Origin of the sequence: Porphyromonas miyakawae (assembly GCF_045865415.1) — a bacterium.
GTDB classification, from domain to species: domain Bacteria; phylum Bacteroidota; class Bacteroidia; order Bacteroidales; family Porphyromonadaceae; genus Porphyromonas; species Porphyromonas miyakawae.
Map to the genome: position 1 here is coordinate 21,648 of NZ_BAAFSF010000002.1, position 25,904 is coordinate 47,551.

The 25,904-nt window shown below is 44.1% G+C and carries 29 protein-coding genes; 13 read left to right on the forward strand and 16 right to left on the reverse strand.

The window, feature by feature from the left end; all coding sequences use genetic code 11:
* Window positions 1-3 precede the first annotated feature (3 nt).
* On the reverse strand, window positions 4-663 hold the full coding sequence (gene queC, locus ACLWMH_RS04875; protein WP_411915631.1) for a 7-cyano-7-deazaguanine synthase QueC: 660 nt from the start codon (window positions 661-663) through the stop codon (window positions 4-6).
* Entirely contained in the window at window positions 663-2,147 is a 1,485-nt protein-coding gene (gene proS, locus ACLWMH_RS04880) for a proline--tRNA ligase (RefSeq protein WP_411915632.1), read from the reverse strand. The genes queC and proS overlap by 1 nt, the downstream gene beginning before the upstream one ends.
* A 451-nt stretch (window positions 2,148-2,598) precedes the next feature.
* On the opposite strand from proS, the gene porT reads away from it, so the two are divergent.
* Window positions 2,599-3,318, forward strand: coding sequence for a type IX secretion/gliding motility protein PorT/SprT (gene porT, locus ACLWMH_RS04885; RefSeq protein WP_411915633.1), 720 nt, complete (start codon window positions 2,599-2,601; stop codon window positions 3,316-3,318).
* Between the two features lie 129 nt (window positions 3,319-3,447).
* Here porT and ACLWMH_RS04890 read toward each other — a convergent pair whose 3' ends face one another.
* From ACLWMH_RS04890 to ACLWMH_RS04935, 10 genes are all read right to left on the reverse strand, one after another.
* Entirely contained in the window at window positions 3,448-4,134 is a 687-nt protein-coding gene (locus ACLWMH_RS04890) for an RluA family pseudouridine synthase (RefSeq protein WP_411915634.1), read from the reverse strand.
* Window positions 4,135-4,140: 6 nt separating this feature from the next.
* A complete protein-coding gene (gene fabG / locus ACLWMH_RS04895; RefSeq protein WP_411915635.1) occupies window positions 4,141-4,887 on the reverse strand; it encodes a 3-oxoacyl-[acyl-carrier-protein] reductase in 747 nt (248 codons plus the stop codon).
* Window positions 4,888-4,891: 4 nt separating this feature from the next.
* Complete coding sequence (locus tag ACLWMH_RS04900) at window positions 4,892-5,563, reverse strand: TetR/AcrR family transcriptional regulator (protein ID WP_411915636.1); 672 nt, start codon at window positions 5,561-5,563, stop codon at window positions 4,892-4,894.
* Between the two features lie 22 nt (window positions 5,564-5,585).
* Entirely contained in the window at window positions 5,586-6,467 is an 882-nt protein-coding gene (locus tag ACLWMH_RS04905; RefSeq protein ID WP_411915637.1) for a nucleoside phosphorylase, read from the reverse strand.
* A 6-nt stretch (window positions 6,468-6,473) separates the two neighbouring features.
* Window positions 6,474-7,532, reverse strand: a complete 1,059-nt coding sequence (locus ACLWMH_RS04910) for a hypothetical protein (RefSeq protein WP_411915638.1) — start codon at window positions 7,530-7,532, stop codon at window positions 6,474-6,476.
* Window positions 7,532-8,269, reverse strand: a complete 738-nt coding sequence (locus ACLWMH_RS04915) for an SIMPL domain-containing protein (protein WP_411915639.1) — start codon at window positions 8,267-8,269, stop codon at window positions 7,532-7,534. The genes ACLWMH_RS04910 and ACLWMH_RS04915 overlap by 1 nt, the downstream gene beginning before the upstream one ends.
* A gap of 72 nt (window positions 8,270-8,341) precedes the next feature.
* Window positions 8,342-9,292 carry a thioredoxin-disulfide reductase gene (gene trxB / locus ACLWMH_RS04920; protein ID WP_411915640.1) on the reverse strand — a complete coding sequence of 317 codons (951 nt, stop codon included), beginning with the start codon at window positions 9,290-9,292 and terminating at the stop codon, window positions 8,342-8,344.
* 11 nt (window positions 9,293-9,303) lie between these two features.
* Window positions 9,304-10,185: an ACP S-malonyltransferase gene (fabD, locus tag ACLWMH_RS04925; protein WP_411915641.1), complete on the reverse strand. Its 882-nt coding sequence runs from the start codon at window positions 10,183-10,185 to the stop codon at window positions 9,304-9,306.
* A 29-nt stretch (window positions 10,186-10,214) separates the two neighbouring features.
* A complete protein-coding gene (locus ACLWMH_RS04930; RefSeq protein WP_411915642.1) occupies window positions 10,215-11,669 on the reverse strand; it encodes an aminoacyl-histidine dipeptidase in 1,455 nt (484 codons plus the stop codon).
* Between the two features lie 19 nt (window positions 11,670-11,688).
* On the reverse strand, window positions 11,689-12,729 hold the full coding sequence (locus tag ACLWMH_RS04935; RefSeq protein ID WP_411915643.1) for a lysylphosphatidylglycerol synthase transmembrane domain-containing protein: 1,041 nt from the start codon (window positions 12,727-12,729) through the stop codon (window positions 11,689-11,691).
* A gap of 83 nt (window positions 12,730-12,812) precedes the next feature.
* On the opposite strand from ACLWMH_RS04935, the gene rsmA reads away from it, so the two are divergent.
* The 12 genes from rsmA (at window position 12,813) to ligA (ending at window position 22,787) form a co-directional block, all read left to right on the forward strand.
* Complete coding sequence (gene rsmA / locus ACLWMH_RS04940) at window positions 12,813-13,634, forward strand: 16S rRNA (adenine(1518)-N(6)/adenine(1519)-N(6))-dimethyltransferase RsmA (protein ID WP_411915713.1); 822 nt, start codon at window positions 12,813-12,815, stop codon at window positions 13,632-13,634.
* A gap of 551 nt (window positions 13,635-14,185) precedes the next feature.
* On the forward strand, window positions 14,186-14,350 hold the full coding sequence (rd, locus tag ACLWMH_RS04945) for a rubredoxin (protein ID WP_411915644.1): 165 nt from the start codon (window positions 14,186-14,188) through the stop codon (window positions 14,348-14,350).
* 135 nt (window positions 14,351-14,485) lie between these two features.
* The gene (locus ACLWMH_RS04950; protein ID WP_411915645.1) at window positions 14,486-15,157 is read left to right on the forward strand and encodes a DUF4271 domain-containing protein; all 672 of its coding nucleotides are present in this window, start codon (window positions 14,486-14,488) and stop codon (window positions 15,155-15,157) included.
* Between the two features lie 69 nt (window positions 15,158-15,226).
* Window positions 15,227-15,988, forward strand: a complete 762-nt coding sequence (locus tag ACLWMH_RS04955) for a uroporphyrinogen-III synthase (protein ID WP_411915646.1) — start codon at window positions 15,227-15,229, stop codon at window positions 15,986-15,988.
* Window positions 15,975-16,379 (forward strand): ribonuclease P protein component, encoded by a 405-nt coding sequence (locus tag ACLWMH_RS04960; RefSeq protein WP_411915647.1) that lies wholly within the window; start codon window positions 15,975-15,977, stop codon window positions 16,377-16,379. Before ACLWMH_RS04955 ends, ACLWMH_RS04960 begins: the two co-directional genes overlap by 14 nt.
* Window positions 16,369-16,638: a membrane protein insertion efficiency factor YidD gene (gene yidD / locus ACLWMH_RS04965; RefSeq protein WP_411915648.1), complete on the forward strand. Its 270-nt coding sequence runs from the start codon at window positions 16,369-16,371 to the stop codon at window positions 16,636-16,638. Before ACLWMH_RS04960 ends, yidD begins: the two co-directional genes overlap by 11 nt.
* A gap of 9 nt (window positions 16,639-16,647) precedes the next feature.
* Window positions 16,648-17,322, forward strand: a complete 675-nt coding sequence (locus tag ACLWMH_RS04970; RefSeq protein WP_411915649.1) for a TatD family hydrolase — start codon at window positions 16,648-16,650, stop codon at window positions 17,320-17,322.
* Window positions 17,323-17,425: 103 nt separating this feature from the next.
* Window positions 17,426-17,704, forward strand: a complete 279-nt coding sequence (locus ACLWMH_RS04975; RefSeq protein ID WP_411915650.1) for an HU family DNA-binding protein — start codon at window positions 17,426-17,428, stop codon at window positions 17,702-17,704.
* Between the two features lie 313 nt (window positions 17,705-18,017).
* Window positions 18,018-19,610, forward strand: coding sequence for an Rne/Rng family ribonuclease (locus ACLWMH_RS04980; RefSeq protein WP_411915651.1), 1,593 nt, complete (start codon window positions 18,018-18,020; stop codon window positions 19,608-19,610).
* Window positions 19,603-20,226, forward strand: coding sequence for a recombination mediator RecR (recR, locus tag ACLWMH_RS04985; RefSeq protein WP_411915652.1), 624 nt, complete (start codon window positions 19,603-19,605; stop codon window positions 20,224-20,226). The genes ACLWMH_RS04980 and recR overlap by 8 nt, the downstream gene beginning before the upstream one ends.
* A 15-nt stretch (window positions 20,227-20,241) precedes the next feature.
* Entirely contained in the window at window positions 20,242-20,796 is a 555-nt protein-coding gene (locus ACLWMH_RS04990) for a GNAT family N-acetyltransferase (RefSeq protein WP_411915653.1), read from the forward strand.
* The gene (gene ligA, locus ACLWMH_RS04995) at window positions 20,769-22,787 is read left to right on the forward strand and encodes an NAD-dependent DNA ligase LigA (protein WP_411915654.1); all 2,019 of its coding nucleotides are present in this window, start codon (window positions 20,769-20,771) and stop codon (window positions 22,785-22,787) included. The genes ACLWMH_RS04990 and ligA overlap by 28 nt, the downstream gene beginning before the upstream one ends.
* Before the next feature lie 191 nt (window positions 22,788-22,978).
* Here ligA and rsxA read toward each other — a convergent pair whose 3' ends face one another.
* The 4 genes from rsxA to ACLWMH_RS05015 are packed head-to-tail and all read right to left on the reverse strand — an operon-like array spanning window position 22,979 to window position 25,902.
* Window positions 22,979-23,557: an electron transport complex subunit RsxA gene (gene rsxA / locus ACLWMH_RS05000; RefSeq protein ID WP_411915655.1), complete on the reverse strand. Its 579-nt coding sequence runs from the start codon at window positions 23,555-23,557 to the stop codon at window positions 22,979-22,981.
* A 6-nt stretch (window positions 23,558-23,563) separates the two neighbouring features.
* Complete coding sequence (rsxE, locus tag ACLWMH_RS05005; RefSeq protein ID WP_411915656.1) at window positions 23,564-24,154, reverse strand: electron transport complex subunit RsxE; 591 nt, start codon at window positions 24,152-24,154, stop codon at window positions 23,564-23,566.
* A 24-nt stretch (window positions 24,155-24,178) separates the two neighbouring features.
* Complete coding sequence (locus ACLWMH_RS05010; protein ID WP_411915657.1) at window positions 24,179-24,889, reverse strand: RnfABCDGE type electron transport complex subunit G; 711 nt, start codon at window positions 24,887-24,889, stop codon at window positions 24,179-24,181.
* A complete protein-coding gene (locus ACLWMH_RS05015; protein ID WP_411915658.1) occupies window positions 24,886-25,902 on the reverse strand; it encodes an RnfABCDGE type electron transport complex subunit D in 1,017 nt (338 codons plus the stop codon). The genes ACLWMH_RS05010 and ACLWMH_RS05015 overlap by 4 nt, the downstream gene beginning before the upstream one ends.
* Between the last annotated feature and the right edge of the window lie 2 nt (window positions 25,903-25,904).

The window sequence follows — 25,904 nt, forward strand, 5'->3', positions numbered from 1 at the left end:
TATTTATGCGTCGTATTCAGTGGGATCCGTAATATTGAGAGCGCTGAAAGCCGCTTTACGCTCTCGACAAGTAGCACAAGTACCACAATGATGCTCTGTTCCTGTGTAGCAGCTATAGGTATGCGCATAGTCAACACCCAAACGCACCCCTCTTGACAAAATATCTGTCTTTGTTATTCCGGTATAGGGTGCAGAGAGCACAACCCGATTAGAGGTTCCTTCAAGGATGGCAGCAGCCATTGGCTCTATGAATGAGGCCCGACAATCCGGATAGATAGCATGATCTCCAAAGTGATTCGCTATGAAAAGGGTTTGCAATCCCCTACTCTCTGCCAATCCGGCTATGATACTCAGCATAATACCATTACGAAAAGGGACTACTGTAGAGGAGATATTATCCGCATTGTAATCCTCCCGAGGTATATCGTTTCCACTGAGCAAGAGGTCGCTTTTGAAGTACTTTCCCATAAAGTCCAGGGGTATAACAATATGTTCTACCCCTGCTTTCTCTGCTTGGAATCTTGCCATAGCTATCTCACGAGCATTGTGCTTGCTGCCATAGTCAAAACTAACAGCAAGCGCCATATCCTGCAAATGATCCCACAGCAGTGTTGTGCTATCTAATCCTCCTGAGAGTAATAGAATACCCTTTTTCTGTATCATTAATAGGCTCGAGCGAATAAGACTCTACATGGTGAGGGTTTACCCGTACGGATACACTTACCGGGTGTTTTATCCCCCTCGAACGGCACACAGCGAATAGTTGCTCGTGTTTCCTCCTTGATTAGGGCCTCCGTTTCTGCGGAGCCATCCCAGTGGGCAAGCACAAAGTTTCCACCATCCAAAGCAGCCTTGAACTCATCATAAGAGTCTGCCGTAACGGTATGTTCCTCTCTGTAACGCAGGGCCTTATTGTAAATATTCTTCTGTATATCATCCAGCAGTGCTTCAATATGTGCTCCAGCCGTGCTGAATGAGATAGTCTCCTTCGTGAGTGTATCACGACGGGCTACTTCAATTGTACCGGCCTCTAAGTCACGAGCTCCGATAGCTAACCGTACAGGAACACCTTTCACCTCATACTCAGCAAATTTCCAGCCCGGCTTTTTAGTATCATTGTCATCGAACTTAACGGTAAATCCACGCTTGCGAATTTCATCCATTAAAGGCTCAACATGCTTACGGATTTGTTCTAACTGCTCCCCTGTCTTATAAATAGGAACAATAGCCACATCAATCGGAGATACAGAAGGCGGTAGGATTAGTCCGTTATCGTCACTATGTGCCATGATCATTCCCCCGAGAAGGCGCGTGGAGGTACCCCATGAGGTAGCCCATACGTATTCGCGCTCTCCCTCTTTATTCAGGAATTGAACGTCAAAGGCTTTAGCGAAGTTTTGCCCTAAGAAGTGAGAAGTACCACTCTGAAGGGCTTTACCATCCTGCATCATGGCTTCAATTGTATAGGTATCTAATGCACCACCAAAGCGCTCTGTCTCCGATTTAACTCCCTGTATCACCGGCAAAGCAAGTACTTTTTCTGCGAAGTCTGCATAAACACCCAACATACGCTTTGCCTCTTCGATAGCTTCTTCCCGAGTAGCATGTGCTGTGTGACCTTCTTGCCAAAGGAACTCTGCCGTACGAAGGAACAGACGCGTACGCATCTCCCAGCGTACTACGTTCGCCCACTGATTGCAGAGAATGGGTAAGTCGCGCCAACTCTGAATCCAATTCTTATAGGTACTCCAAATAATAGTTTCGCTCGTTGGTCTTACGATTAACTCTTCCTCCAACTTAGCATCGGGATCCACTATTACCCCTTTTCCATCGGGGTCATTCTTCAAGCGATAGTGAGTTACAATAGCGCATTCTTTAGCAAATCCTGCTACATGCTCTGCTTCACGACTAAAATAGCTCTTGGGGATGAATAGAGGGAAATAGGCATTTACGTGACCGGTTTCCTTAAAGCGGCGATCCATCTCAGCCTGCATACGCTCCCAAATTGCGTATCCATAAGGCTTGATCACCATACAACCTCGTACGGCACTATTTTCTGCCAAATCGGCTTGTGCAACTACATCCAAATACCATTGCGAGTAATCTTTACTTCGCGGGGTTATCCCTTTAATTTCTTTTGCTGCCATCGCTTGTTATTCTGCTGTTTATACTGCAAAGTTAGCTATTTACATACTAATCGGTAAATATACCACATTTTATTCATGCAGGAAATATCCAACTGTAGGAAAAAGACCTTTCCAAAAGGCCAAAGCATGTTTGAGAGTTTTAGAAAGACAGCCATACAAAGAGCTACAATAGCTGCCCTATTAGCTAAAAAAAACATCTATAAGTTTCAAACAAAATATATAGATCTTTCGAATCATTTATCGGTATCTTTTATCTAAAAGATTTGTATCTTTTAAAGGTGAGAATTAGTGTACTACATTATCCCATCGCAAACTATAAGATGCGACTCTGTATCATGCAAATGAGCTTTAGGCGAATACACATGAAATAGGAAATGTATGAGCACAACAATAAGTTCCCCCTCCTTTACGTTTTTATTGCGTGCGACGAAGAGTATATAAAAAATCAGATATGTGGACAGTGCTATTCCTCTCATTGGGAATGCTCTGTTGCTGCTTTATGACGGCTAATGCCCAAAAACAAAGATCTCAAAATAGACCTTACGCGGACTATCGGCACTTTCATCTGGGGTTTCATGTAGGAATGCACACTCAGGACTTAGCCATCACCAATAGCGGTGCTCACGCAGAGGGAGAAGTCGTTCAATATGGCACTGTTGCCATGTATTCACCCGGATTTAGCGTGGGAATAATTGGCAATTGGGCGCCTATTATTGGATTGGATATTCGCTTTATACCGACCCTGCATCTTGGGGAAAGAGCGATCACGTTTACCGACCTAACAGAAGGCGAAGAGGGACTCCATAAAGAACGTTTTGGCTTGAGAAGTAATATGATTGAGTTCCCCTTGATGATAAAGTACAGCGCACGGCGGCTCAATAATGTACGCCCCTACGTTACCGGAGGTATATATGGATCTATTATGATTGGACAAAAACGTAATCCGGAGATCAAATTCAATCTTTTTGATTACGGACTAAAAATTGGATTTGGCTGCGATTTCTACCTTCCTTTCTTCAAGCTCTCCCCGGAGCTTTGCTTTAACTTTGGACTGTCAGACGTTATTACACACAAAAGGGAAGACATGATAGATGATAGCCGCATTCGTTATACAAATGCACTATCAAAAGCACTTGGGAGGATGATCATTCTAACCTTTAACTTTGAATAATTTCCTCTGTCTGCACAAAAACTAAAAACTCATTATAAAAGCAAAAAGCCCCTACGAATGTAGTGGAACTCAGTAGAGTAACACGTAGATAATACTTAGAGCGACAGACAGTAGTGCTCTATTTGCAAGCTATACAAATGTTTCAAGCTGTGGAACAAAGGCTTGCCACAGGGCATCTTTGGGGATAGGAGCAACTAAAGAGATCATTTGCTTACTGACAGGATGCTCAAAATCCATTCTATAGCTAATTAAAGAAATAGATGCATCTCGATTGGGACGGGGGGCACCATACTTCAAGTCCCCCTTTAGAGGACAACCCAAAGCAGAGAACTGACATCTAATTTGATGATGACGACCGGTGAGAAGCTCTACCTCAACCAATGTATAGCGCTCTGACCTTGCCACTGTACGATAAACAAGCTCGGCTCGCTTGCTGCCTTCACTCCCTTTATCAACGACAAAGCTCTTATTCAGCTTTTCATTCTTTTTAAGCCAATTTACTAATCTGCCTTGAGCCGGTTGTGGAGGATCCGCTACAATAGCCAAATATCTCTTACGCACCTTTCCCTCCCGGAAAAGGTTATTCATTCGTCCCAAAGCTTTACTGGTCTTTGCAAAAAGGACCAACCCACCTACGGGACGGTCAAGTCGATGCACCACCCCGACAAATACATTTCCCGGCTTATGATACTTCTCTTTTAAGTAAACAGCGACCAACTCACTAAGGGGTTGGTCGTTGGTTTTGTCACCTTGGACGATCTCACCGGGTGCCTTGTTAACTACTATGAGGTGATTATCTTCGTAAATAACCTCCATGAAGTACTAACAATTCATACCGCCACAGACATTGATTACCTGCCCTGTGACATAGCTTGAAAGATCTGACGCAAGGAAAGTAGCCACATTGGCAATATCTTCAGGTGTACCTCCCCGACGAAGCGGTATTTGCTTAGCCCACTCAGCTTTTACCTCTTCAGGAAGCTGATTGGTCATATCAGTAATAATAAAGCCTGGGGCAATCGCATTAGCACGGATATTACGAGAACCTAATTCCTTTGCAATACTCTTTGCAAGACCGATCATACCGGCTTTTGAAGCAGAATAATTGGCCTGTCCGGCATTTCCACTAACGCCAACCACTGAAGCCATATTAATAATCGAACCTGCACGCTGCTTAACCATAATGGGAGTTACGGCATGAACAAGATTAAAGGCACTCTTTAAATTCACATTGATTACAGCATCCCATTGATCCTCGGTCATACGTAAAATAAGCCCGTCACGAGTGATCCCTGCATTATTAACCAAAATATCTATTCGTCCAAAATCTGAAAAGATTTGCTTGACAACCTCATGAGCTGCATTAAAATCAGCTGCATTAGAAGCATAGGCCTTAGCCGTCACCCCCATAGCCGACAGTTCTTGGACAAAACTCTCTGTCTCTGGTGATATTTTCAAGTCTGTGATAGCCACATTAGCTCCTTCGGCTGCATATTTGCGTGCAATAGCACTTCCGATACCTCTTGCTGCACCCGTTATGAGTGCCACTTTTCCTTCTAAAAGTTTCATGTTATTATGGTTCGTTTGTTTTAATATTATGCGATACTTTTCCTTTATATCCAAGTCCACGAAATAAAAGTTGCTCGGTAGCCAAACGCATGCGATCAAACTCCTTACTCCTTACTTTTCGTGAATGCTTATTGATGTATGGAACTTCTAAACCCTTGATGGAGTGTTGCAGGATAGTTGAAGCCATTTCAGTATCCCGCACACAAAACACACCGCTTTCGTTTCCCTCATTCAATATCTGCTTGATAAACTCAGCCTCTTTACAATCAAATCGATAGCGGATACGCTCCAATTGGGCTATATCATTGAAGAAGTCAGCCCTCAATGTGCCATTTCGCATTACTATTTGCAGGATTGTCTCTAAATGCGTATAGATCAAGTTAATAAACCTATCATAGGGAGGCTCTTTACCACTTACAACGATATCAAGTCTCTCAGATAATAGATCTAACTCATGGCTTACGACTGCAGCAAATAGCTCCTTTTTGCTTTTAAAGTACATGTAAAGAGTACGACGGCCCTTATTGCTCTGCTGAGCTATGTCATTCATCGTAGTCTTCTCAACGCCAAAGCGAGCAAAAAGCTGCCTCGCCGCATCTATAATCGCACTTCTTGTGGTGCTATGATGGACACGAATATTGTGTAATAATTGCTTTTTGTGGGGACCCTGCTCCATACAATTAAGCAAATAAATCTGCTTAGAAACGCTCCAAGACGGTTTCGATTAGATGGTCTATACTGCCCTTATATTCTGTATTCATATTGAGGTTTTGACGCCCCGCTATGATACAGCACACTGTCAAAGCTCGGTGGCCAAGAAGGGCTGCGATACCTTGCAGCGCACTACTCTCCATCTCAAAATTAGTAATCTTAAAGCGATCATATCGGAAGGCTTCTATCTTATGATTTAGCTCTTCATCGGCAAGCGGCAAACGCAGCTTTCTTCCTTGGGGAGCATAAAATCCATTCGCTGCAATAGTGGAGCCCTTCACAATCAATCCATCAGTACCGACTATACGATCCAATAATTCATCATTAGCTCGTACTACATAGGGCTTCAGCCTCTCTATTTTCCAATCTAATCCTTTCAGTAAGGCATCTTCATAGTCCAGATCACGTACCCGCTCTGTCTCCCCATAAAAATAGAGCACTCCATCAAAGCCGATACTCCGCTCCGCTGCTACATATGTACCTATCGGGGTCTCGGGTTGTAAGCCTCCACTGGTTCCCACACGGACTAAGTTGAGACAGCGAAATGTATCCTTTACACAACGCCTCTCAAAGTCAAAATTGGCAAGCATATCAAGCTCGTTGACCACGATTTCTATATTATCTCCTCCTATACCATGGCTTATCGCCGTGATTCGCTTCCCCTTATAAGTACCCGTTATTGTGCGAAACTCTCTATTGGAGACATCACATTCCTTAGTATCAAAGTAATGGGCGATCATCTCTACTCTGGAAGGGTCGCCACACATGATAATATCATCAGCGATTTGCTCGGGTTTGAGATGGAGATGAAATATAGTACCATCACCATTGACAATCATTTCTGAAGAGGGAATTGTTCTTTTTTCCATAATTAATCAATAAAAACTTGTATAATTTGAGGAGTCTTTTTCAGGCTGTAAAAGCCTCCAAGGCATTAGTTTAGCTTGTATAAGCTTCTCGTTCACCGAATTTGCCGGCACAGGTGGGAAGAAGTCTTTGATTACAAAAGTATAAAGGTTGAACTCACCTTGAGGGGCAAATCTATTAGTACCCAAAATGCCCTTTCCGGTTACATCATCGTAAATGAGAATGCAATCGTCATAGGGGGAATTAAATGGGGTACCTAACATCGTGGGTTGCAAAAACTTTCGCGTATAAGGATCGCGTCGCGACACATATAGATCTAATTTACCCATGCCATCATCGGAATAAGCGGCAAAATAAAGAGTCTCTCCATCCTGACGTAGGATAGGATAAAAACTTCCTCGGTTAGAATTAAGTTCCTCTACTTCCCGCTCTTCAATAATCTCATTATTTCCTAAGCTTCGACGATAATAGATACGGCATACGCCATTTTCGTCAAGCTTTGTATAAAATGTTTCATACCCAAGAGCTGTTTGGTATATCCAATCTCCTGTCACATCGGAGAAAGAGATGCGTCCCCACTCACCGGATAAAAGCCTCTTTGATGCAAGAGACTCAAGGCGTTCGATGCGTAAACTATCAATTATCTCTAATGAGACACAATTATCTACGAAGCGCTTTATTCGAGAAATCTCTTTCTGCAGTGAATCCGCCGCATTACGGCTATTGCGTTTTTTTCTTAATTGCTCTACCAACTTTGTTGCTTCATCAAAGCGATATGCTTTAAGTAACGCATCCACTTCATCTAAAAGAATTGAAGTAGTCTTCTTTTTGGCATTTATTCTATTAAAGCAAGCAATAGCCATATCAGGCTGCCCGGCTGCCATCTCCAAAAGGGCGCATCGGTGCCATTCTTCCGCAGATAACGATACATCCACCTCTCCCCCAAGCACTGCGCGACAATCAGAAAGTGAAATAGAGGTATCTTCCTGCGCATACAATGCCCCGATCGGGACGAGAGCAAAGAGCACCATCCCGATCAAAAGGCTTATCCGATGCATCCTTACCATCAATGTACGGAGTAGCTACTCTTAACGGTTACGGAAATCGTCTTTTCGCGGCTTGACGTATTGAAAGAACCACCCCAGCTATAATCCTCATCGGAATAGAGCCCAACCACTTGGAAGACGCCCATCTGGGTACGTTGTAGTTTGCCCACTTTACGATTGCTACCTTCAGCAATAGCAGTAGCACGCTTAAGAGCATCTTCCGAAGCCGCTTTCAGCATTTCGTGTTTGGATTCGTTCAACTTGGTATAGTAATAGCTCGGTGGATAGGAGGTTATTTCCAACCCTTTATCTATCAGCTCGGTAATGTCGCGTGAAAGGGCTTCTACACGATCAATATCGTTAGAGGTTACCTGAACGGGTTGCGACAATTGATATCCTGAAAAGACACTTCGTCCACCTCCATTACCATTGGATTGATAATCGTACTGCTTATTAATATCAACGCTTTCAAACTGAATAGCATCTGAAGGAATATTCTTGCTTCGGAGATACTCTTCCACCTGCTTTTTGTACTCGGTAATTTGAATGTACGCCGTTTTTAAATCCATAGCTGTAGCCGAATAGGAAGCTTTCCAAACGATCAAATCCGAGGAGATCTGCATTTCCGCAGCTCCCGTTACGGTTATCTCGTTAGCAGGACGGCGCCCTTTCATCACTTTGGTGCCTGCCCAGGCAAGTCCGCATACAAAGGCAATGCCCAATACGACCGCCACAACAATTGAATTTCCTTTCATCATAACCTTTCTACTTATTGATAAACTATATTCCTTTTTTTGTAAGGCTCAAAAGTATCTATCGGAGTAGCATGCTTAAAGCTCATGCTCCATCAAATACTTTTCGGCATCCATAGCTGCCTTGCATCCGGAGCCTGCCGAGGTTACTGCCTGCCTATAGCGCGGATCTGCTACGTCACCGGCGGCAAATACGCCCTCTACATTGGTGAGAGAAGTATTTCCTTTCGTAACGATATATCCGGCTTTGTCCAACTCGATTTGTCCTTGGAACAAATCTGTGTTGGGTTTATGCCCAATTGCCAAGAAAAAGCCGTCAATAGCTATATCCTTTTTGGCTTCATCCCTTTCGCCCTTTCGGTACACAAGATGAGCCCCTTCTACGCCGTTCTCGCCGAAAAGTCCCAGCGTATTGTGTTCGAACAATACTTCAATCTTAGGATGCTTTTCGACGCGTTCCTGCATTACTTTTGAAGCACGAAGGAACGGCTTGCGCACAATAAGGTATACCTTTTCGGCAATGGAAGCGAGATAGAGTGCCTCTTCGCACGCTGTATCGCCTCCGCCTACCACGGCAACCTTTTTACCACGATAGAAAAAGCCATCGCACGTAGCACAAGCCGATACGCCTTGCCCGGCATACTTTTCCTCATCCGGAAGGCCTAAGTACTTGGCACTTGCTCCGGTAGCAATAATCAGTGCATTACAGGTAACCTCCTTTTCGCCATCTATTGTTACCGTGAAAGGACGTTTGGACAAATCGACCTTGGTAGCCGCTCCGAAACGAATATCCGTACCGAAGCGAGCTGCTTGCTGTTTGAGCTGCTCCATCATCTCCGTACCACCGATTCCCTCCGGATAACCCGGAAAGTTCTCTACTTCGGTAGTGGTGGTGAGCTGCCCTCCCGGTTGCAAACCTGAGTACAGCACCGGAGCCAAATTGGCTCTCGATGCATATATGGCTGCCGTATATCCTGCAGGGCCTGCGCCCAAAATAAGACAACGAATAGATTTATCCTCTGTTCCCATTTTACTTTTTCTTATGAAAGTCCGTCAATTTGTACGTCCGGACATATTTTCTTTATTAATCCTTGCAATACCTGACCCGGTCCTAATTCGGTAAAGTGTGTAGCTCCGTCTGCTACCATGGCACGAACACACTCAGTCCAACGTACCGGAGAGGTGAGCTGCTTCACTAAGTTTTGCTTTATTTCTTCCGGATCGGTCACTGCCCGAGCTACCACATTCTGATAAACAGGCGCAATCGGCTTCTCAAAGTGCGTTTGCTCTATAGCCACCCCTAGCTCTTCCTTTGCCGGCTGCATCAGTGGAGAGTGAAAGGCTCCGCCTACTTTCAACGGAATAGCTCTTTTGGCTCCGGCCTCTTTCAGACGTGTGCACGCTTCATCAATTGCTTCCTTAGTACCGCTGATGACAACTTGTCCGGGACAATTATAATTGGCGGGTACTACAACACCGCTTGTGATACTTTGGCACACTTCGGCAATTATTTTATCGTCCAACCCTAATATAGCTGCCATCGTGGAGGGTGTAGCTTCGCATGCCTTCTGCATCGCCATAGCGCGCTTGGATACAAGCGTTAAACCGTCTTCAAACGATAAGGCTCCTGCAGCAACCAAGGCAGAGAATTCTCCCAATGAGTGACCCGCTACCATATCCGGCTTAAACTCATTATGCAAACTCTTCGCCAAGAGAACAGAGTGGAGGAAAACGGCAGGTTGCGTTACTTTTGTCTGTTTTAGCTCATCTTCCGTTCCGTGAAACATCACTTCCGAGATCGCGAAGCCTAATATCTCGTTTGCTTTGTCAAACAGTTTCTTTGCTTCTGCGTTTTCGGTATAGAGCTGCTGCCCCATTCCTACAAATTGTGCTCCCTGACCGGGAAAAACATATGCTCTCATGTTTTTGATAGTATTTATTGTTCTTAAGATTAAATGTTAGCAAGAGCTTCTTCCACAACCTTGTAGGTGCGCTCTACCGAAGCAATATTGACGCGTTCATCCGGTGAATGCGGGTGCTCAATGGTCGGGCCGAACGAAATCATATCCATATCCGGCATAACCCCTTGTATAATACCGCACTCCAATCCTGCGTGCATCACTTTTACTTCAGGTTCCTTCCCATACACTTTGGTATATGCCTTCTTGAGCACCTCCAGTGCGTGTGACTTGGTATTGGGTTGCCATCCGGAATAATCAACATCAAATTCAACATCTGCTCCCATTAATAGGAAAGCGCTCTCTACCTGAGAAGCTACCTGCATCTTGCGGCTTTGGGATGAACTGCGTACGAGGAAGCGTACAATAATTTTGCCCTCTTTGGCCGTTACTATAGACATATTGGTAGAGGATTCTACCGTATTTTTGAAACTCTGAAGCATTGATACCGGGCCGTTTACGCACGCTTCCAATGCATTGATGAAATTATCTTGAATTTCTTCGGGAATCAACATTTTCGGTAGCGGACATTTTTCCACTTTCAGCGTGATTGCATCTTCAATTCCTTCATATTCTTTACGGAAGATCTGTTCCCATTCTGTAACCATTTTATTGAATCCTTCGGCATCTTCCGGAGCAAGCGTAACAACTGCTTCGGCATCGCGAGGAATGGCATTACGCATGGATCCGCCCTCAAAGGAAGCTAATCGAACCCCATATTCACATATTGCCTTTTTGAGGAATCGTGCCATCAGCTTATTTGAATTGGCACGTCCCAGATGTATTTCCACACCCGAGTGTCCGCCTTTGAGTCCGGCAAGCGTCACTTTTACCGCTATATCGTCGGTAGATTCGTTTTCCTGTTCTTTATACTCCAGTAGCACATTCACGTCAACACCACCGGCACAGCCAATGAAAAGGTTGCCTTCCTCTTCGGAATCCATATTCATAAGAATATCTCCGGTAGCAAACCCTGCCTTTAGCTCGTTGGCTCCGATCATACCTACTTCTTCGTCGACGGTGAACAGCGCTTCTATCGGTCCGTGCTTTAGCGTGTTATCGCTCAAAACTGCCAGTGCCATGGCACAACCCATACCATTATCTGCGCCCAAAGTGGTTCCGTTCGCTCTAACCCATTCGCCATCAATGCGCGCATCGATAGGATCTTTCGTAAAATCGTGGTTGACTTCCTTATTTTTCTGCGGAACCATATCCATATGCCCCTGCAAAGTCACCTTGGGACGATTCTCCATTCCGGGCGTTGCAGGCTTGATTATCAGCACATTACCCACCTCATCGCGTTTGGTTTCCAATCCAAGTTTTTTACCAACTGATGCGATATACTCGGCCACCTCCTTCGTTTGACCGGTAGGACGCGGGAACTGAGTGATTTCGTAAAAATAGTTCCAAATTGCCTGAGGTTGAAGTTGTTTGATTTCTTGTGCCATAGTTTTATATTCTAACTTATCATTTTTTCTTGTTTAGTAAAGGTACTAATAAAATCGCTATTAGCCCAACGAAAATAGTGCCTAATGTTTGCAGAGCGTGCACTACTAACGCAAAAAGCGCAGCATCAGACTGTGTCACGCCATATACTGTAAGCGTTGTAATAATCATATAGTGCCATGTACCTATTCCGGCTTGCACCGGCACGGCTACCCCCAAGGTCCCCATTATGAATGCCAAAAGCCCTATAGCTGACGACAACTCAGCGGTAAAGGGGAAGGCAAAAAAAGTCAACCGAAAGGCCCAATAATAGCAAAGCCATATAAGCAGAGAGTAGAGCAGAAAAAGCGTTTTCCGAGGCATAGTAAATACCGACTTCATAGCAGTGACGAAGTCATCTTTAAATGCCGCTATTCTTTTTGCAAAACGTTTGTTACGTAGTACTTTCCGCAATAAAATAAAGAGCAATACGCAGCTAACCAAGATAGCCCAAAAGCCCCATGATTGTATCATAGTCCACACTGAAGGGACTTTGAAAGGTATCATATTTACCAGCACGAGTAGATCACTATAGCAGAGGAGTAAGGAGAGTAAAGCTATCACTAATAGCATCACAAAGTCCATTACTCTATCCACTACAATTGTACCGGCCACTCGAGAGATAGGAATTCGGTCGTAGGAGTGTGCTACTCCACCCCGCCATATTTCCCCGGTTCGAGGCACAATCAAACTAACCGTATAAGAACCTAATGTGGCAAGAATAGACGTAGCATAACGGGCATGTGGAGGGGATGTTGCCTCCATTTGCAGTCTCCAGCGCAAGCCTCTAAATACATTCCCCAATGCTCCGATAAGGATCGTAAGTACAATATACTCATAGCGGATAGGAGTCGAGCGAAGCGCCTCTGCAAACTCTTCGTAGTCAAACTTGCGATACACAAGAAGAAACAATCCCAATCCAACAAACAGTGACAGCCCTATAGTTGCTAACTGTCTCCATCCACCCGTTAGCTTTCGTTTCTCTCCTATTTTTTCCCCGTCTTGTCTCTCTTTTGTGCCCAAATCCTTACCTTTGCTGCGTGAAACTATGCAAAAATAGCAGTTTCTATTGATAGAAATAGACGTACGCTCTTAGAACAATGCCCTTGCGAAACGTTAGACCGAAGAAAGCCTTGGGGCAACATTTCCTCACAGACCCTTTGATTGCGAGACGAATAGCAGAGACTATTCCCGAGTCTTTTCGCTCTCTACCTGTATTGGAAATAGGACCCGGCATGGGCATCCTCACACGGGAGCTCATGGATATTTGTCCCGATCTATATCTGTTAGAGATTGATGGGGAGTCAATAGACTACTTAAGCGCTGCTTTTCCTTCCCTTTTTGCTGAACAGAGAGTGGTAAAAGGCGATGTGCTACGCTGTACAGACGAAGCGTTTATTCCCGGAAAGCCGGATACCGCCTTCGTAATGACAGGCAATTACCCCTACAATATCTCAGGAAGACTTTTCTTCCGCATATTTGAACTCCACGACCGCATTCCCTGCTGCACCGGTATGCTACAAAAGGAGGTTGCCGAGCGACTTACTGCAGGGCCGGGAAGTCGCACTTACGGTATTCTGAGTGTACTCCTTCATACTTGGTATGATGCCGAATACCTTTTCACAGTGGATAAATCTGATTTCAACCCACCCCCTAAAGTACATGGAGGCGTTTTGCGACTCACCCGTAACAGTCGCACAGCTCTACCTTGTGACGAGAAGCTTTTTGTACTCACGGTAAAAACTGCCTTTAATCAACGCCGCAAAACACTTCGCAATGCCTTACGCCGGCTTTTCCCCGAAGATTTTGATTTTTCCCAGGTAGATCTTTTCACAAAGCGGGCTGAGCAATTGGATGTGCCGGACTTTATTCAACTCACGCGTCTGGTAGAAGAACATGGCTCCGAGAAGCCATTGATAAGTACATAGTACGCCCCCTCCGCACAACGCAGGAGATTTACTCATCGATAATTTGCTTCGGGTAAAGGGGGGCGCACGGATAGACCGCCTTACGCTGGAGCATCCGCTTGATGCGCCTGGATGCGTACTCGCAAGGGGTGAAGTAAACAGCTCGGGGTCAGTGATAAAAAGCTTTGGCAAATACAAAAAGAAAGTTGGCGATAGTGCACCAAGAACAACGTATTATATCCCCCCATATAACTTTCAATCAAAAGGTACTGGTCTTTCATTTGAAAAGTACAGATGTTTCAAGTGAAAGTTATTGATGTTTCATTTGAAAGATCCTGATGTTTTATTTAAAGGTTGTCCTACTCTATTTGAGAGGCACCAATACTCTATTGAATGTATCTATACTTTCATATTCAAAAATTTGTATTCCTTATAAGTACACCGGGAATAAATAGAGAATTCAAGTGAAGATGCTATCTTTGCTGATAGGAAACAAATTCGGTTCGTCCATTTATGGGTGACCGACTAAGAGAAAGTAAACTTAAGTTGAATTTATTTAGAAGTATAAAGAGATGAAGAAGTATCAATGCCAGCCCTGCGGCTGGATCTATGACCCTGCAGTAGGAGATCCTGATGGTGGTATAGCTCCGGGCACCCCGTTTGAAGAGATTCCCGATGATTGGTGCTGCCCCATGTGTGGAGCAGAAAAGAGCGACTTTGAACCTATCGAAGATTAGCCAAACTTGCACCGATAGATATACTCCGGGAACCTTTCCTCTCCTCCCAAGAGATATCCGGTGTACATACAAGAATTGCTTCGGCATGTGCACAGCTCCTGAGGGAGCTGTCACTTTTTACAGAAACAAAATTCAATGGAAGGCGCTTTAGCTTGGTCGGGTAATTCATGGTACGACACCTCGAGTGCCATAGTAATCCTTATTGCATTACTGTATGCATTATCCGTTACATTCCGCTCAAAGCAGAATAAGTCTGAGAAACCATGGGAAAAGCTTTTCTCAGATCAGCACAATGTAGCTACTCCTCCCTCCCTTAGTTCAGTTATAGGCGTACGACTGATTATATGTGTAGAGGTAGCGTTTATCGCTGTAGGTTATCTATATGGTACCATTCACATTAGTTTACCTGCGGGGGACTCCTTCACTACTACCCTGCTACTCATAGCAATACTCCTTGGAGCCTATTTAATACGAGTTCTCCTATACAAATTATTAGGTTACGTGTACTTATCCAATCGAAGGCGGATTACATGGGATGTAAACTATCAATTTATTGAACATGCTGCGGCCATTCTATTTTTCCCGGTGATGGTAGTGAGCTGTGTGCCCAGCCTTGTACACTCAATACCCTATCTATTCTTAATCGCACTAATTATATGGCGAATAGGGGTAATAGCCATCTCGCTGAAAGCTTTTAAAGAGGAAAGGCGAGGCAGCTATGCGCACTTTTTTTTGTACCTTTGCAGTCACGAATTGATGCCCTTCATACTCTGTGCCTTGGCATTTAATGAATTACTCATCAGCTGAGGGTTGCTCTTAGCACAAGCATTAAGAAAAGAGGACTGTGGCGCATTAGGATAGTGTAGCATAACCCAAATGGAAGAACCCAGAAAAAAGATGCTCATTTCACAGCCCGAACCCTCCTCGGGCAGGAGTCCCTACTTTAGTATCGCAAAAAAGTATGGTTACGACATTGATTTCAGACAATTGATCCAAACCGTACCCATTGATGCTGTTGCGTTCCGCAAACAGCGAATAGATCCGCTTTCTTATACAGCCGTTGTCTTTACCTCAAAAACAGCGATAGATTGCTTTTTCAACCTACTTAAGGCACTACGTTCTACGGCACCGGACACTATGAAGTATTTCTGTACCAGTGAGAAAATAGCTTTATATCTACAGAAATATATCGTATACCGCAAACGAAAAATCTTTTTTGGAGAAGCGGGGCATATCGATGAATTGGTTCAGATCATGTCTAAGCCCACGCATAAGAGTGAGCGCTACCTCATCCCGGTAGGCGAAGACGGTATCAGTCCAATCGTAGATAAACTAAAAGAAACGAACCTCAATTACACAAGTGCCGTTGCTTACCAGACCATCACAAGACCTTGGGATGACAAACCGGATTATTCATACGATCTGATTGTGTTCTTCAGTCCTTATGGGATCACAGCCATGGAGGAGCTTTTCCCTAACTTTGATCCGAAAAAATCATTTATTGGAGCGTTCGGACATCTAACTTCAGAAGCTGTAAAAAAAGCCGGCATGCAACTCGACTTTGTAGCGCCTACACCGGAATACCCCTCCATGACTGACGCCTTGGAGGCATTCCTTGCGTCACATGCTAAAAAATAACTTTAGTAAGGAAGAGAGGCTTCACAAGAAGCGTCACATAGACCAGTTATTTGCCTCTAAGCAGGCTTTTACAATCTATCCCTATAGGGTGATCTATCAGTTTGAACCGCCTACCGACAATAAACCTGCCGAGAGAGCTGCTTGTTTGATCAGCGTAGCAAAGAAACGCTTTAAGAGAGCCGTTGCACGCAACCGCTTGAAACGGCTCACCCGAGAAGCCTACCGCTTAAATAAATCGCCACTTTGTAAGGGATTGGAGGAAAGAGACCTTACGTTACATTTTGCTCTCATTGCAATATGTGATGATTTACCCTCATTTGCCCGCTGCCAAAAAGCGATGAAACAGGTGGTGAGCAAACTTAGTGAGCGTGCTATTTCGTATGGTAAATGATAGACTCTCAAAGAATACCTTTTCGCTCCGACAAAAAGTAAGCCGGGGATCTATTTGGCTTCTATCACTCCCCATACGCTTCTACCAGATATGTATTTCACCTCTTTTTCCGCCCACATGTCGCTTTACACCCACCTGCTCCACTTATGCACTTCAGGCCCTACGCAAGCATGGTCCACTAAAGGGGAGTTATTTGGCTATAAAGCGGATATTAAGATGTCATCCATGGGGAAAGTCGGGATACGACCCCGTTCCCTAACCCGATTCTATGCTTCTCTATTGCAATAGCCACTGCCACTTACACACCCCACAAGAAGCAAATGCGTGGCAGCTCATTTCGGTAGACGTAACGACTGAGGCTATTCCCGCCCCTTCTATAGGTACGACTCAGTTCTACTCAGTAGGATGGCATCCATGGTACCTTTCAGAGGAGAAACTGCATAAAGAGGACCTCATGTCATTAGCCTCTCGAGAAGATGTAAAAGCGTTGGGAGAGTGCGGATTGGATCGTCTCGCCTCTACTCCACTCCCTATTCAAGAGCAAGCTCTAATGCTTCAGTGGCACATTGCACATGAGCTGAACAAGCCCATGATACTGCACGTAGTAAGAGCTTGGAGCGAAGTATTAGCTTTCCGAAAGAGAGTTGGAGACGAAGTGCCGATGGTCATCCATGGATTTAGAGGAAATGCCCAATTAGCAGCACAATTACTTTCACACGGCTTTTTTCTCTCCTTTGGAGAGCACTTTAACCAAGACGCAGCAAAGTGGGTATATAGTGCCGGGAAAATGCTTTTGGAGAGTGACGACAGCGCACTATCCATTAGTCAAATATACGCTAATATGGCACAAGCGCTTTGCACGACTATAGCACCTCTTTGTAGTAGCTTGTACGAAACAAATGCGTCACTTTTTGACTTTTCCACAGCTAAAAGCAGGGAATAGGTACACTCCAGCTATTTGAATTATAGGACATTCCGCTTTGTTTACTTAGAAATTGTTACCTTTGTCAACTGAACGACGAACGAACAACAGAAGAAACAGATATATGACTAAAGCAAACTTAGTTGCTCGCGTAGCAAAGGAGACAGGACTTGATAGAGAGGAAGTATCCAAAGTGGTCGAGACCCTAATGGATTCCATCAAAGAAGCGCTACGCGAAGGTGATAGAATTGAATTGAGAGGGTTTGGTACCTTCTTGGTAAAAGAAAAAGCACCTAAACTAGCACGCAATATTTCCAAGCAAGAATCGATCCTTATCCCGGCTCGGCGTGTACCTGCTTTTAAGCCGTCTCGCAAGTTCATTGCCCTATTTGAAGAAAATTAAAAGTAAGTAGCACGAGAAGGCACATAGATCCACTTAATTACCACTCTGTACCTACTCTGCGAAAAGAAGTATAACAAATTTAAAACGAGGAATAATTATGCCAAGCGGAAAGAAAAAGAAGAGACATAAGATGTCTACACACAAGCGCAAAAAAAGACTGAGAAAGAATCGTCATAAGAAGCGCTAAACGACACATACCGAAAAATTATGGTAAAGAGGGTTTTTGCTGTGATATACTTTGCAGCGCTACCCTCTTCCATTGTTATTCGTAACATTAATAGCAGACGGACACTATCATCTATAATATAATGTAATGGAAAGCCATTTAGTAATTGATGTAAAGGATGATGAAACTGTCATTGCACTGCTCGAAGATAATAGATTAGTTGAATTACAGCGAGAAGAACGCAATCCTGAATGCGCTTTAGGAGATATATACCTAGGACGGATTCGGAAGGTTCGCGCGGAGATTAATGCAGCCCTAGTTAACATAGGTTTTAAGCAACCTGCTTTTTTATCGTATAATGCGTTAGGAGGTAGTAGTTTCGACGCTTCTCGTAAACTGCTCAAGAGCATTCGTTCAGAAAAAGGACGCAAAGAGGGACGACAGGCTGAGGCAACAAAAAAAGAGGAAAAAACAAAGTCCTCACCGGATAAGAACAAAATAGACTCCTTACTTGATAAGAATGATGAAGTTCTCGTTCAAGTTATCAAGGAACCGATTAATACAAAAGGAGCTACGATTACAACGGATATTTCCTTTACGGGACGATATATGGTACTCAAGCCCTTCGGGAGCGGTATCCATATCTCTCAAAAGATAAAGGACATCTGTCGCAAGGAAAAAGATAACTACGAGATCATTAAAATAGAGAATCTGATAGCTTCTATAAAGCCGGACGGATTTGAAGTGATCGTTCGTACAAGTGCCTTAGGACGCGACTCCCGCGAATTGGTAAGCGAATTAAAGAATCTACTGAACCGATGGGAAGAGGTAAAGCGTTCATTAAAAACGACAAAAGAGCCGGGCAGGATTCACAAAGAGGTTAGCAGAGCCATCAGTTTCATTCGCGACTCATTCAACGACACCTACTCTAAGATTACAGTAAATGACGAAGAACTATACCGTGAGATAAAAGAATACATCAGCTTCTTAGATATCGACAAGCCTAATATCGTTGAGTATTACGATAAACCAAAGCCAATATTCGACGCTTTTGGCATCACCAAGCAGATTAAGTCCTATATGGGACGAAATGTAACTTATAAAAGTGGGGCTTACTTGGTGATTGATACTACAGAAGCAATGCATGTAATTGATGTCAATAGCGGCACCGGATCAAGGAAATCGCCTGATCAGAAAGAGAACGCCTACAACGTAAATATGCTTGCTGCAGAAGAAATTGCAAGGCAGCTTAGACTACGTGATATGGGCGGAATAATCGCAATCGACTTTATTGACATGGAGCAGCCCGAATGCGATGAGCTCTATAAGTACATGGTTGAGCTTATGAAGAACGATCGCGCTTCGCACACCGTTCTACCGCTCAACAAGTTCTGTGTCATGCAGATCACACGCCAGCGTGTTAGACCTGCAACAAAGGTAAAGACAGAAGAAGCTTGCCCAACCTGTCATGGGACCGGCAAAGCCAAGCCTTCTATCCTACTTACCGATGAGATAGAAGAGTACCTGAAAAGGGTGGTAGAAAGCAATAGGTCACTCAAGAAAGTAACTTTAGTAGTACATCCCTTTGTTGCCTCATATATCAAGAGAGGAAGCTGGGGAAAGAGTCTATTGAATTCATGGAAACGCACCTACAAGGTTGCTATAAAGGTCATTGAAAACCAAAGCTACCCATTGCTAAGCTACGAAATTGAAGAAGCTGATGCTTTGAGTAATGAATAGCGAACAGTACCCTTCCAAATGGCTTGAAAAAGCTGTTGAAGAGCTTGCTCAACTTCCGGGGATAGGTCGTAAAACGGCGTTACGTCTTGCGTTACACCTATTACGACAACCCCGCGAGAGCGCTATTTCTCTGGGGAATGCGATTATCGACTTAAGAGAGAATAGTGGATACTGCCAACGCTGCCACAATATCAGCGATACCCCTCTCTGTCCCATTTGCTCCTCTCCGGATCGTGTGCAAGATGTGCTTTGTGTTGTAGAGAATATACGTGATGTACTCGCCATAGAGCGCACTTACCAGTATAAGGGACTTTACCATGTACTTGGTGGAGTTATTTCTGCCATTGATGGAGTTGGCCCCCAAAACTTAGAGATTGATTCGCTTATTGAGCGCATTCAAAAGGAGCAGATCAAGGAAGTAATCTTCGCTATCAGCTCAACGATTGATGGCGAAACTACTTGCTATTATATTTATCGGCGCCTAAAGGATTTTTCCATCCGTATAACCCAGCTATCTCGTGGCATTGCCATTGGGGATGAATTGGAGTACGTCGATGAGATTACTCTTGCTCAAGCTATGCATGACCGGCAGGACATGAGAAAGACCATGCTTTGACTCTTCGTATAAGGAATGGACTACTCTTTGTTAGAGGATAATACGATTAGGCTGAGACGCTGCGAACCCGGAGATGCTTTAGATTTCTATCGATGGGAAAGCACTCCCTCAATAGCAATGAGCAATACCCTTTGCGAACCAATTTCTCTGTTTCAAGCAGAGCAGTTAGTTTCCTTGGGAAGCAGCTCATTACAAGAAAATGGCTTTTTATACTTAGTAATTGAGCAAAAAGGTGACCATGCGATAAGAAATGCGATTGGGTATATCATGCTCTATAACTACGATTTTGTCAATGCCAGAAGCTACATAGGTATAGCTATTGACGAACGATATAGAAGAAAAGGATATGCCTTGCGAAGCATTAGTCTAATGTCTCGATATGCTAGCTCCGTCTTCCGAATAGAGCATCTCATTGCTGAGATAACCCCTACAAACCTTACAGCGCGCTCCCTATTTGAGAAAGCAAGCTTTCGCTTGATAGCCACTTTACCTGAGTGGATACGCCAAAATGATACGTTTACAGACCTTCTCCTTTATGCCCTATGTCCGACTCCCCAAAGCAACAAATAGAAAAGCTCCGCGAAGAGATTGAGCAGCACAATTACAACTATTATGTAGCAGCCCAACCACTTATCAGCGACATTGACTTTGATAAGTTGATGAAGCGGCTGGAGGCTCTGGAGAATGAGTTTCCTGAATTCAAGGATCCTCATAGCCCTACACAACGGGTGGGAAGTGATCTCACAGGTGGCTTTAAAAGCTATCCCCACCGGGTGCCAATGCTTTCCCTTGCCAATACCTATAATTTTGAAGAGGTGACAGGCTTCTGGCAGAGGGTTTTGGAGGTAGCAGGCAAAGAAGAGGTCGCTATTTCTGCTGAACTCAAGTTCGATGGGCTAAGTATAGCACTCCACTATCATAATGGATACCTTGAACAAGCTCTTACACGCGGTGATGGCTTAGTAGGCGATGATGTTACTGCCAATGTACGTACGATTCGCTCTATTCCTCTAAAGCTAAGGGGTACACACATCGCTGAAGATATCGAAGTGAGGGGAGAAGTACTTATGCCTTTCGCGGAGTTTGAGAGGATCAATAGAGAGCGACAAGATGAAGGCGAGGACCCCTTTGCCAACCCAAGGAATGCAGCCTCAGGAACTTTGAAAATGCTTAATCCGGAGGTTGTATCTCATAGGCACTTAGATGCCGTATTTTATTATCTATTTGAGGAAGAACACAATCTATCTACCCAAGAGTTAGCACTACAGCGCATCGCTGAATTAGGACTTAAATCTTCGCCTCACGCAATATGTTGCCACTCGCTGGAAGAGATATTAGACTTTATTAATTATTGGGCTGATAAGCGTCATTCTTTACCCTATCCCACAGATGGGGTTGTGCTTAAAGTAGAAGATAAAAGTTTATATGAAGCTTTGGGAACAACAGCCAAAAGCCCTCGTTGGGCCATCGCATACAAGTTTCCTGCCGAACAGGCAAAAACAAAACTGGAGAACGTCTCCTTCCAAGTGGGACGTACAGGAGTAATAACGCCTGTGGCGAACTTTGCTGCCATTCCACTATCTGGGACAATTGTCAAGCGCGCTACGCTTCATAATGCGGACTTCATGGCAGCTTTAGATCTCCACGAGGGGGACTGGATCACGGTAGAGAAAGGCGGAGAGATCATTCCAAAGGTTGTTTCTACAGACCCCACTCTCCGAGATCCTCAAGCTAAAAGGATTGCCTTTGTCTCCCTATGCCCCGAATGTGGAACACCATTAATACAGAACGAGGGAGAGGTTGCATGGTACTGCCCTAATAAAGAGGGTTGTGCACCTCAAACGAAAGCTCTATTGGAGCACTTTGCAGGTAGAAAGGCAGCTAATATCAATATTGGTAGCGAGACAATTAGTCAACTCTATGACCTTGGTTTCTTACGAAGAGTTGACCAATTCTACACGCTCACCCCACAACAGCTCGCTGAAATAACCCATTTTAAGGACAAAGCCATCAATAATCTTCTTCGATCCATTGAGGCATCTAAGGCACGCCCGTATGAATCTTTTCTATTTGGGTTAGGGATTCCATTCGTAGGAGAAAAGGTAGCCCAAATATTAGCGAAAGCCTTCCCCGACATTGAGCAATTAGCCCAAGCAAGTAGCGAGGAGTTGGAAGCCATTAATGATATAGGCAACAAGATTGCCGGCAGTATAAAAGAATGGTTTGCCATCGATCGGCATCGAACCATTATACACAACCTACAGCAAGCCGGTATTTCATTAAGCACAAATCTATCTGAGAAGAAGGAACAGGTTTCCACTACTCTACTTAATAAGAGCATTGTGATAAGTGGCACGTTTGAGCATCATTCTCGCGATGAGTATGAGGCTTTAATCGTTGCACATGGAGGTAAGCGCACAGGCTCTATTTCCGGCAAGACAAGCTTCATTCTTGCAGGTAAAGATATGGGACCTACTAAGTTGGAAAAAGCACACGCCTTAGGTATTCCAATAATAGGAGAAGAGGAGTTTCTCTCTCTCATAGGCGAAAAAGAAGAATAGAGGGTACTCTTTGCTCCCACATAACCTTCTTAGTTCCTTTCCGAGGCTTTTCGTTTAAGGTATTCCTCTTATATTTCTCCCTCTAAAGCCTTCATTGATACTAATGAGGCCGTAGTACAATAAGCAAAGCGGTCGGCAGGAATCACATCCCGTCGACCGCTCTTTATTTGATTAGAATAAATTCTTTTTTCTTAGATGCTTACAATACCACTGAAGCCCATGAAAGCCATAGCAAGAATGCTTGCGGAAATCATGGCTATAGGTACATTCTTCATAGCCTTGGGAAGGTTAGCTTTAGTCAATTGCTCGCGTATTCCTGCGAATACAACCAGTGCCAGCAAGAATCCAAGACCGATCGAAATTGCATAAACCAGGCTCTGTAAGAAGGTAAATTCCTTCTGGATAACCAATATGGCAACCCCAAGCACACAGCAGTTTGTGGTGATAAGCGGCAAGAATACACCTAATGCCTGATAGAGAGGTGGCGAAACTTTCTTCAGCACCATTTCAAGCATCTGCACTAATGCAGCGATCACCAGAATGAAAGCGATCGTTTGGAGGTACTCAAGTTCTAACGGATTCAGCACGTACATCTGAATCAGGTAGGTAACCATCGTAGAGATTGCTAAGACAAAAGTCACAGCGGCTCCCATTCCCCCTGCTGTATCAACCTTCTTCGATACACCAAAGAAGGGACAAATTCCAAGGAACTGAGACAGGACTACGTTATTAACGAAGACTGCTGAAATAAATAGAAATAAATAATACATAGTAAACTATTGGCGCTTAGTAATAATGTTGAACAAAGCAATCAGCATACCCAATACCAAGAATGCACCCGGTGCCAAAATAAACACCAAGGAACCATACTGATCGGGGTAGATAGGCGTACCAAATACCATTCCGCTTCCTAAAAACTCACGCACTGAAGCAAGAATCGTCAGTGCTAAGGTAAAGCCCAGCCCTATACCAATACCATCAAACATGGCCACTAAAGGATTAGACTTGGAAGCGACAGACTCTGCACGTCCTAAGACAATACAGTTAACTACAATCAAAGGGATAAAGATACCTAAGCTGCTATTAAGCGAAGGCAGATAGGCCTTAATAAGTAACTGAAGCACCGTCACAGCACCGGCAATTACTACAATAAAAGCAGGAATACGTACTGCATCCGGGATCAATTTCTTTAAGCAAGAAATCAGGGTATTGGATATAATCAGCACAAAGGTAGTAGCCAACCCCATGCTTAAACCATTGATTGCTGAGGTAGTTGTGGCCAAGGTAGGACACATTCCCAAAAGCAACACGAAGGTTGGATTCTCCTTAATGACACCATTTGAGAGTGCCGAGAGATATTTATTCATGGTTTTATCTATCTATTGTGTTATTTACTCTTGTACTAACTGCTCTTCTACTTCAGCAGGCTGTGGCTCTTGCGTTTGTGCTTCGCCAGCTTCCTCAGAGGTCTGAGGAGTTGCTTCAGAAGCTACATCTGTAGCTGTCCCTTGAACCACCTTAAGCGCACTATATGCACGCTCAAAAGCATCAATGAAAGCACGGCTGGTTATGGTAGAAGCTGTAATAGCATCAACCTTACCGCCATCTTTCGTCACCTTAAGAGGAGATTCTTCTTGCATTTTCACACCGTGCATATTACGGATCAAACCCGGTGCCCCATCGGAATGGAACCAATCGTCCATCTTTGCACCCAAACCCGGGGTCTCTGCATGCTTTAGTACAGCAAAGTTCTCCACTGTACCATCAGGCAGGAATCCTACCATTAAAGAAAATTCTCCACCAAATCCCTTCTTGGTATAAGTTTCTATTGCGTAACCAATTACTTCTCCACCTTTAGTTGCAGGATAGACTTTCAGTTTTCCTTCCTCTCCGGGGATCTCTACCTCTGTAGCTTCCTCAATAGGATTATTATCAAACTCAGGCAAAACTGCAGCTATGGCAGCTGTTTTATTTTTCAACTCGGTAGCAGCAATAGGCTTCTGAGTAATATGATTCATGGCTCCAAGAATGCCACCCATTACCAAGCAGATGAGCACCAAAGAAAGGAGCATATTAGGGAATGTAGATGCTAACTTTTTCATTTCTTCACCTCCTGCTTCTTAACCTTATCACCAAACAATTTTGGTTTTGTATATACATTGATCAATGGCGTAAATGCATTCATGATTAGAATAGCGAAGGACATTCCTTCCGGATAAGCTCCCCATGTACGGATAGCTACCGTAATAGCACCTATTAATACACCATAGAATATCTGTCCTCCCTTGGTCATTGGAGAGGTAACATAGTCAGTAGCCATAAATATAGCCCCCAGCATCACACCCCCTGAACACAGATGTACCAAAGGAGATGCATACATAGTAGGATTTACTAGCCAGAAGGCCCCACTCAGCACTGCAACCGCAGCAAGGATTGACACAGGAATATGCCAAGTAATAGTACGTGTGCAAAGCAAGTAGATAAGACCGATCAATAAGGCTAATGCGGAGATTTCTCCCATTGAACCGGGGTTAAGCCCCAAGAAGAGGCTAAATGCATCAGGCAACTGATCAAGCGAAGCATTGGGTGCTCCTTTAATCACGCTCTTCATTAGGGAGAGAGGCGTTGCCATCGTTGTGGCATCCATAGTAGCAACCGCATTCGTAAGGTGGTTCGCTACCGGCCAAGTAGTCATCTGGGCAGGAAAAGATATTAGAAGGAATACGCGTCCCACTAATGCAGGATTGAAGATATTGTTACCCAATCCTCCAAAAGCCATCTTTCCAATACCCATGGCAACAAAAGCCCCAATGAGAATAATCCACCACGACAAATTGCTGGGTAGGTTAAAAGCTAATAACACCCCTGTCAGAATAGCAGAACCATCCATCAGGTAACACTTACGGTGTAGCATTACAGTAGTGATAAACCACTCTGTAAGGCAACACATGCCCACACTAATCGCTGTTACCAGCAACGATTGCCATCCGAATTGATAAATGGAGAAAGCAAAGGCAGGGATTAGTGCTATCAACACATTATACATATTGCGACTAATCGAATCGCCGCTATGAATATGTGGAGAAGGAGATACAATTACTCTTGTCTGTTCCATAG

Excerpts from the sequence above, each read along its gene's own strand:
- queC (WP_411915631.1), bottom strand. The coding sequence starts at position 663 with ATGATACAGAAAAAGGGTATTCTATTACTCTCAGGAGGATTAGATAGC.
- proS (WP_411915632.1), bottom strand. The coding sequence starts at position 2,147 with ATGGCAGCAAAAGAAATTAAAGGGATAACCCCGCGAAGTAAAGATTAC.
- porT (WP_411915633.1), top strand. The coding sequence starts at position 2,599 with ATGTGGACAGTGCTATTCCTCTCATTGGGAATGCTCTGTTGCTGCTTT.
- ACLWMH_RS04890 (WP_411915634.1), bottom strand. The coding sequence starts at position 4,134 with ATGGAGGTTATTTACGAAGATAATCACCTCATAGTAGTTAACAAGGCA.
- fabG (WP_411915635.1), bottom strand. The coding sequence starts at position 4,887 with ATGAAACTTTTAGAAGGAAAAGTGGCACTCATAACGGGTGCAGCAAGA.
- ACLWMH_RS04900 (WP_411915636.1), bottom strand. The coding sequence starts at position 5,563 with ATGGAGCAGGGTCCCCACAAAAAGCAATTATTACACAATATTCGTGTC.
- ACLWMH_RS04905 (WP_411915637.1), bottom strand. The coding sequence starts at position 6,467 with ATGGAAAAAAGAACAATTCCCTCTTCAGAAATGATTGTCAATGGTGAT.
- ACLWMH_RS04910 (WP_411915638.1), bottom strand. The coding sequence starts at position 7,532 with ATGGTAAGGATGCATCGGATAAGCCTTTTGATCGGGATGGTGCTCTTT.
- ACLWMH_RS04915 (WP_411915639.1), bottom strand. The coding sequence starts at position 8,269 with ATGATGAAAGGAAATTCAATTGTTGTGGCGGTCGTATTGGGCATTGCC.
- trxB (WP_411915640.1), bottom strand. The coding sequence starts at position 9,292 with ATGGGAACAGAGGATAAATCTATTCGTTGTCTTATTTTGGGCGCAGGC.
- fabD (WP_411915641.1), bottom strand. The coding sequence starts at position 10,185 with ATGAGAGCATATGTTTTTCCCGGTCAGGGAGCACAATTTGTAGGAATG.
- ACLWMH_RS04930 (WP_411915642.1), bottom strand. The coding sequence starts at position 11,669 with ATGGCACAAGAAATCAAACAACTTCAACCTCAGGCAATTTGGAACTAT.
- rd (WP_411915644.1), top strand. The coding sequence starts at position 14,186 with ATGAAGAAGTATCAATGCCAGCCCTGCGGCTGGATCTATGACCCTGCA.
- ACLWMH_RS04950 (WP_411915645.1), top strand. The coding sequence starts at position 14,486 with ATGGAAGGCGCTTTAGCTTGGTCGGGTAATTCATGGTACGACACCTCG.
- ACLWMH_RS04955 (WP_411915646.1), top strand. The coding sequence starts at position 15,227 with ATGGAAGAACCCAGAAAAAAGATGCTCATTTCACAGCCCGAACCCTCC.
- ACLWMH_RS04960 (WP_411915647.1), top strand. The coding sequence starts at position 15,975 with ATGCTAAAAAATAACTTTAGTAAGGAAGAGAGGCTTCACAAGAAGCGT.
- yidD (WP_411915648.1), top strand. The coding sequence starts at position 16,369 with ATGGTAAATGATAGACTCTCAAAGAATACCTTTTCGCTCCGACAAAAA.
- ACLWMH_RS04970 (WP_411915649.1), top strand. The coding sequence starts at position 16,648 with ATGCTTCTCTATTGCAATAGCCACTGCCACTTACACACCCCACAAGAA.
- ACLWMH_RS04975 (WP_411915650.1), top strand. The coding sequence starts at position 17,426 with ATGACTAAAGCAAACTTAGTTGCTCGCGTAGCAAAGGAGACAGGACTT.
- ACLWMH_RS04980 (WP_411915651.1), top strand. The coding sequence starts at position 18,018 with ATGGAAAGCCATTTAGTAATTGATGTAAAGGATGATGAAACTGTCATT.
- recR (WP_411915652.1), top strand. The coding sequence starts at position 19,603 with ATGAATAGCGAACAGTACCCTTCCAAATGGCTTGAAAAAGCTGTTGAA.
- ACLWMH_RS04990 (WP_411915653.1), top strand. The coding sequence starts at position 20,242 with ATGGACTACTCTTTGTTAGAGGATAATACGATTAGGCTGAGACGCTGC.
- ligA (WP_411915654.1), top strand. The coding sequence starts at position 20,769 with ATGTCCGACTCCCCAAAGCAACAAATAGAAAAGCTCCGCGAAGAGATT.
- rsxA (WP_411915655.1), bottom strand. The coding sequence starts at position 23,557 with ATGTATTATTTATTTCTATTTATTTCAGCAGTCTTCGTTAATAACGTA.
- rsxE (WP_411915656.1), bottom strand. The coding sequence starts at position 24,154 with ATGAATAAATATCTCTCGGCACTCTCAAATGGTGTCATTAAGGAGAAT.
- ACLWMH_RS05010 (WP_411915657.1), bottom strand. The coding sequence starts at position 24,889 with ATGAAAAAGTTAGCATCTACATTCCCTAATATGCTCCTTTCTTTGGTG.
- ACLWMH_RS05015 (WP_411915658.1), bottom strand. The coding sequence starts at position 25,902 with ATGGAACAGACAAGAGTAATTGTATCTCCTTCTCCACATATTCATAGC.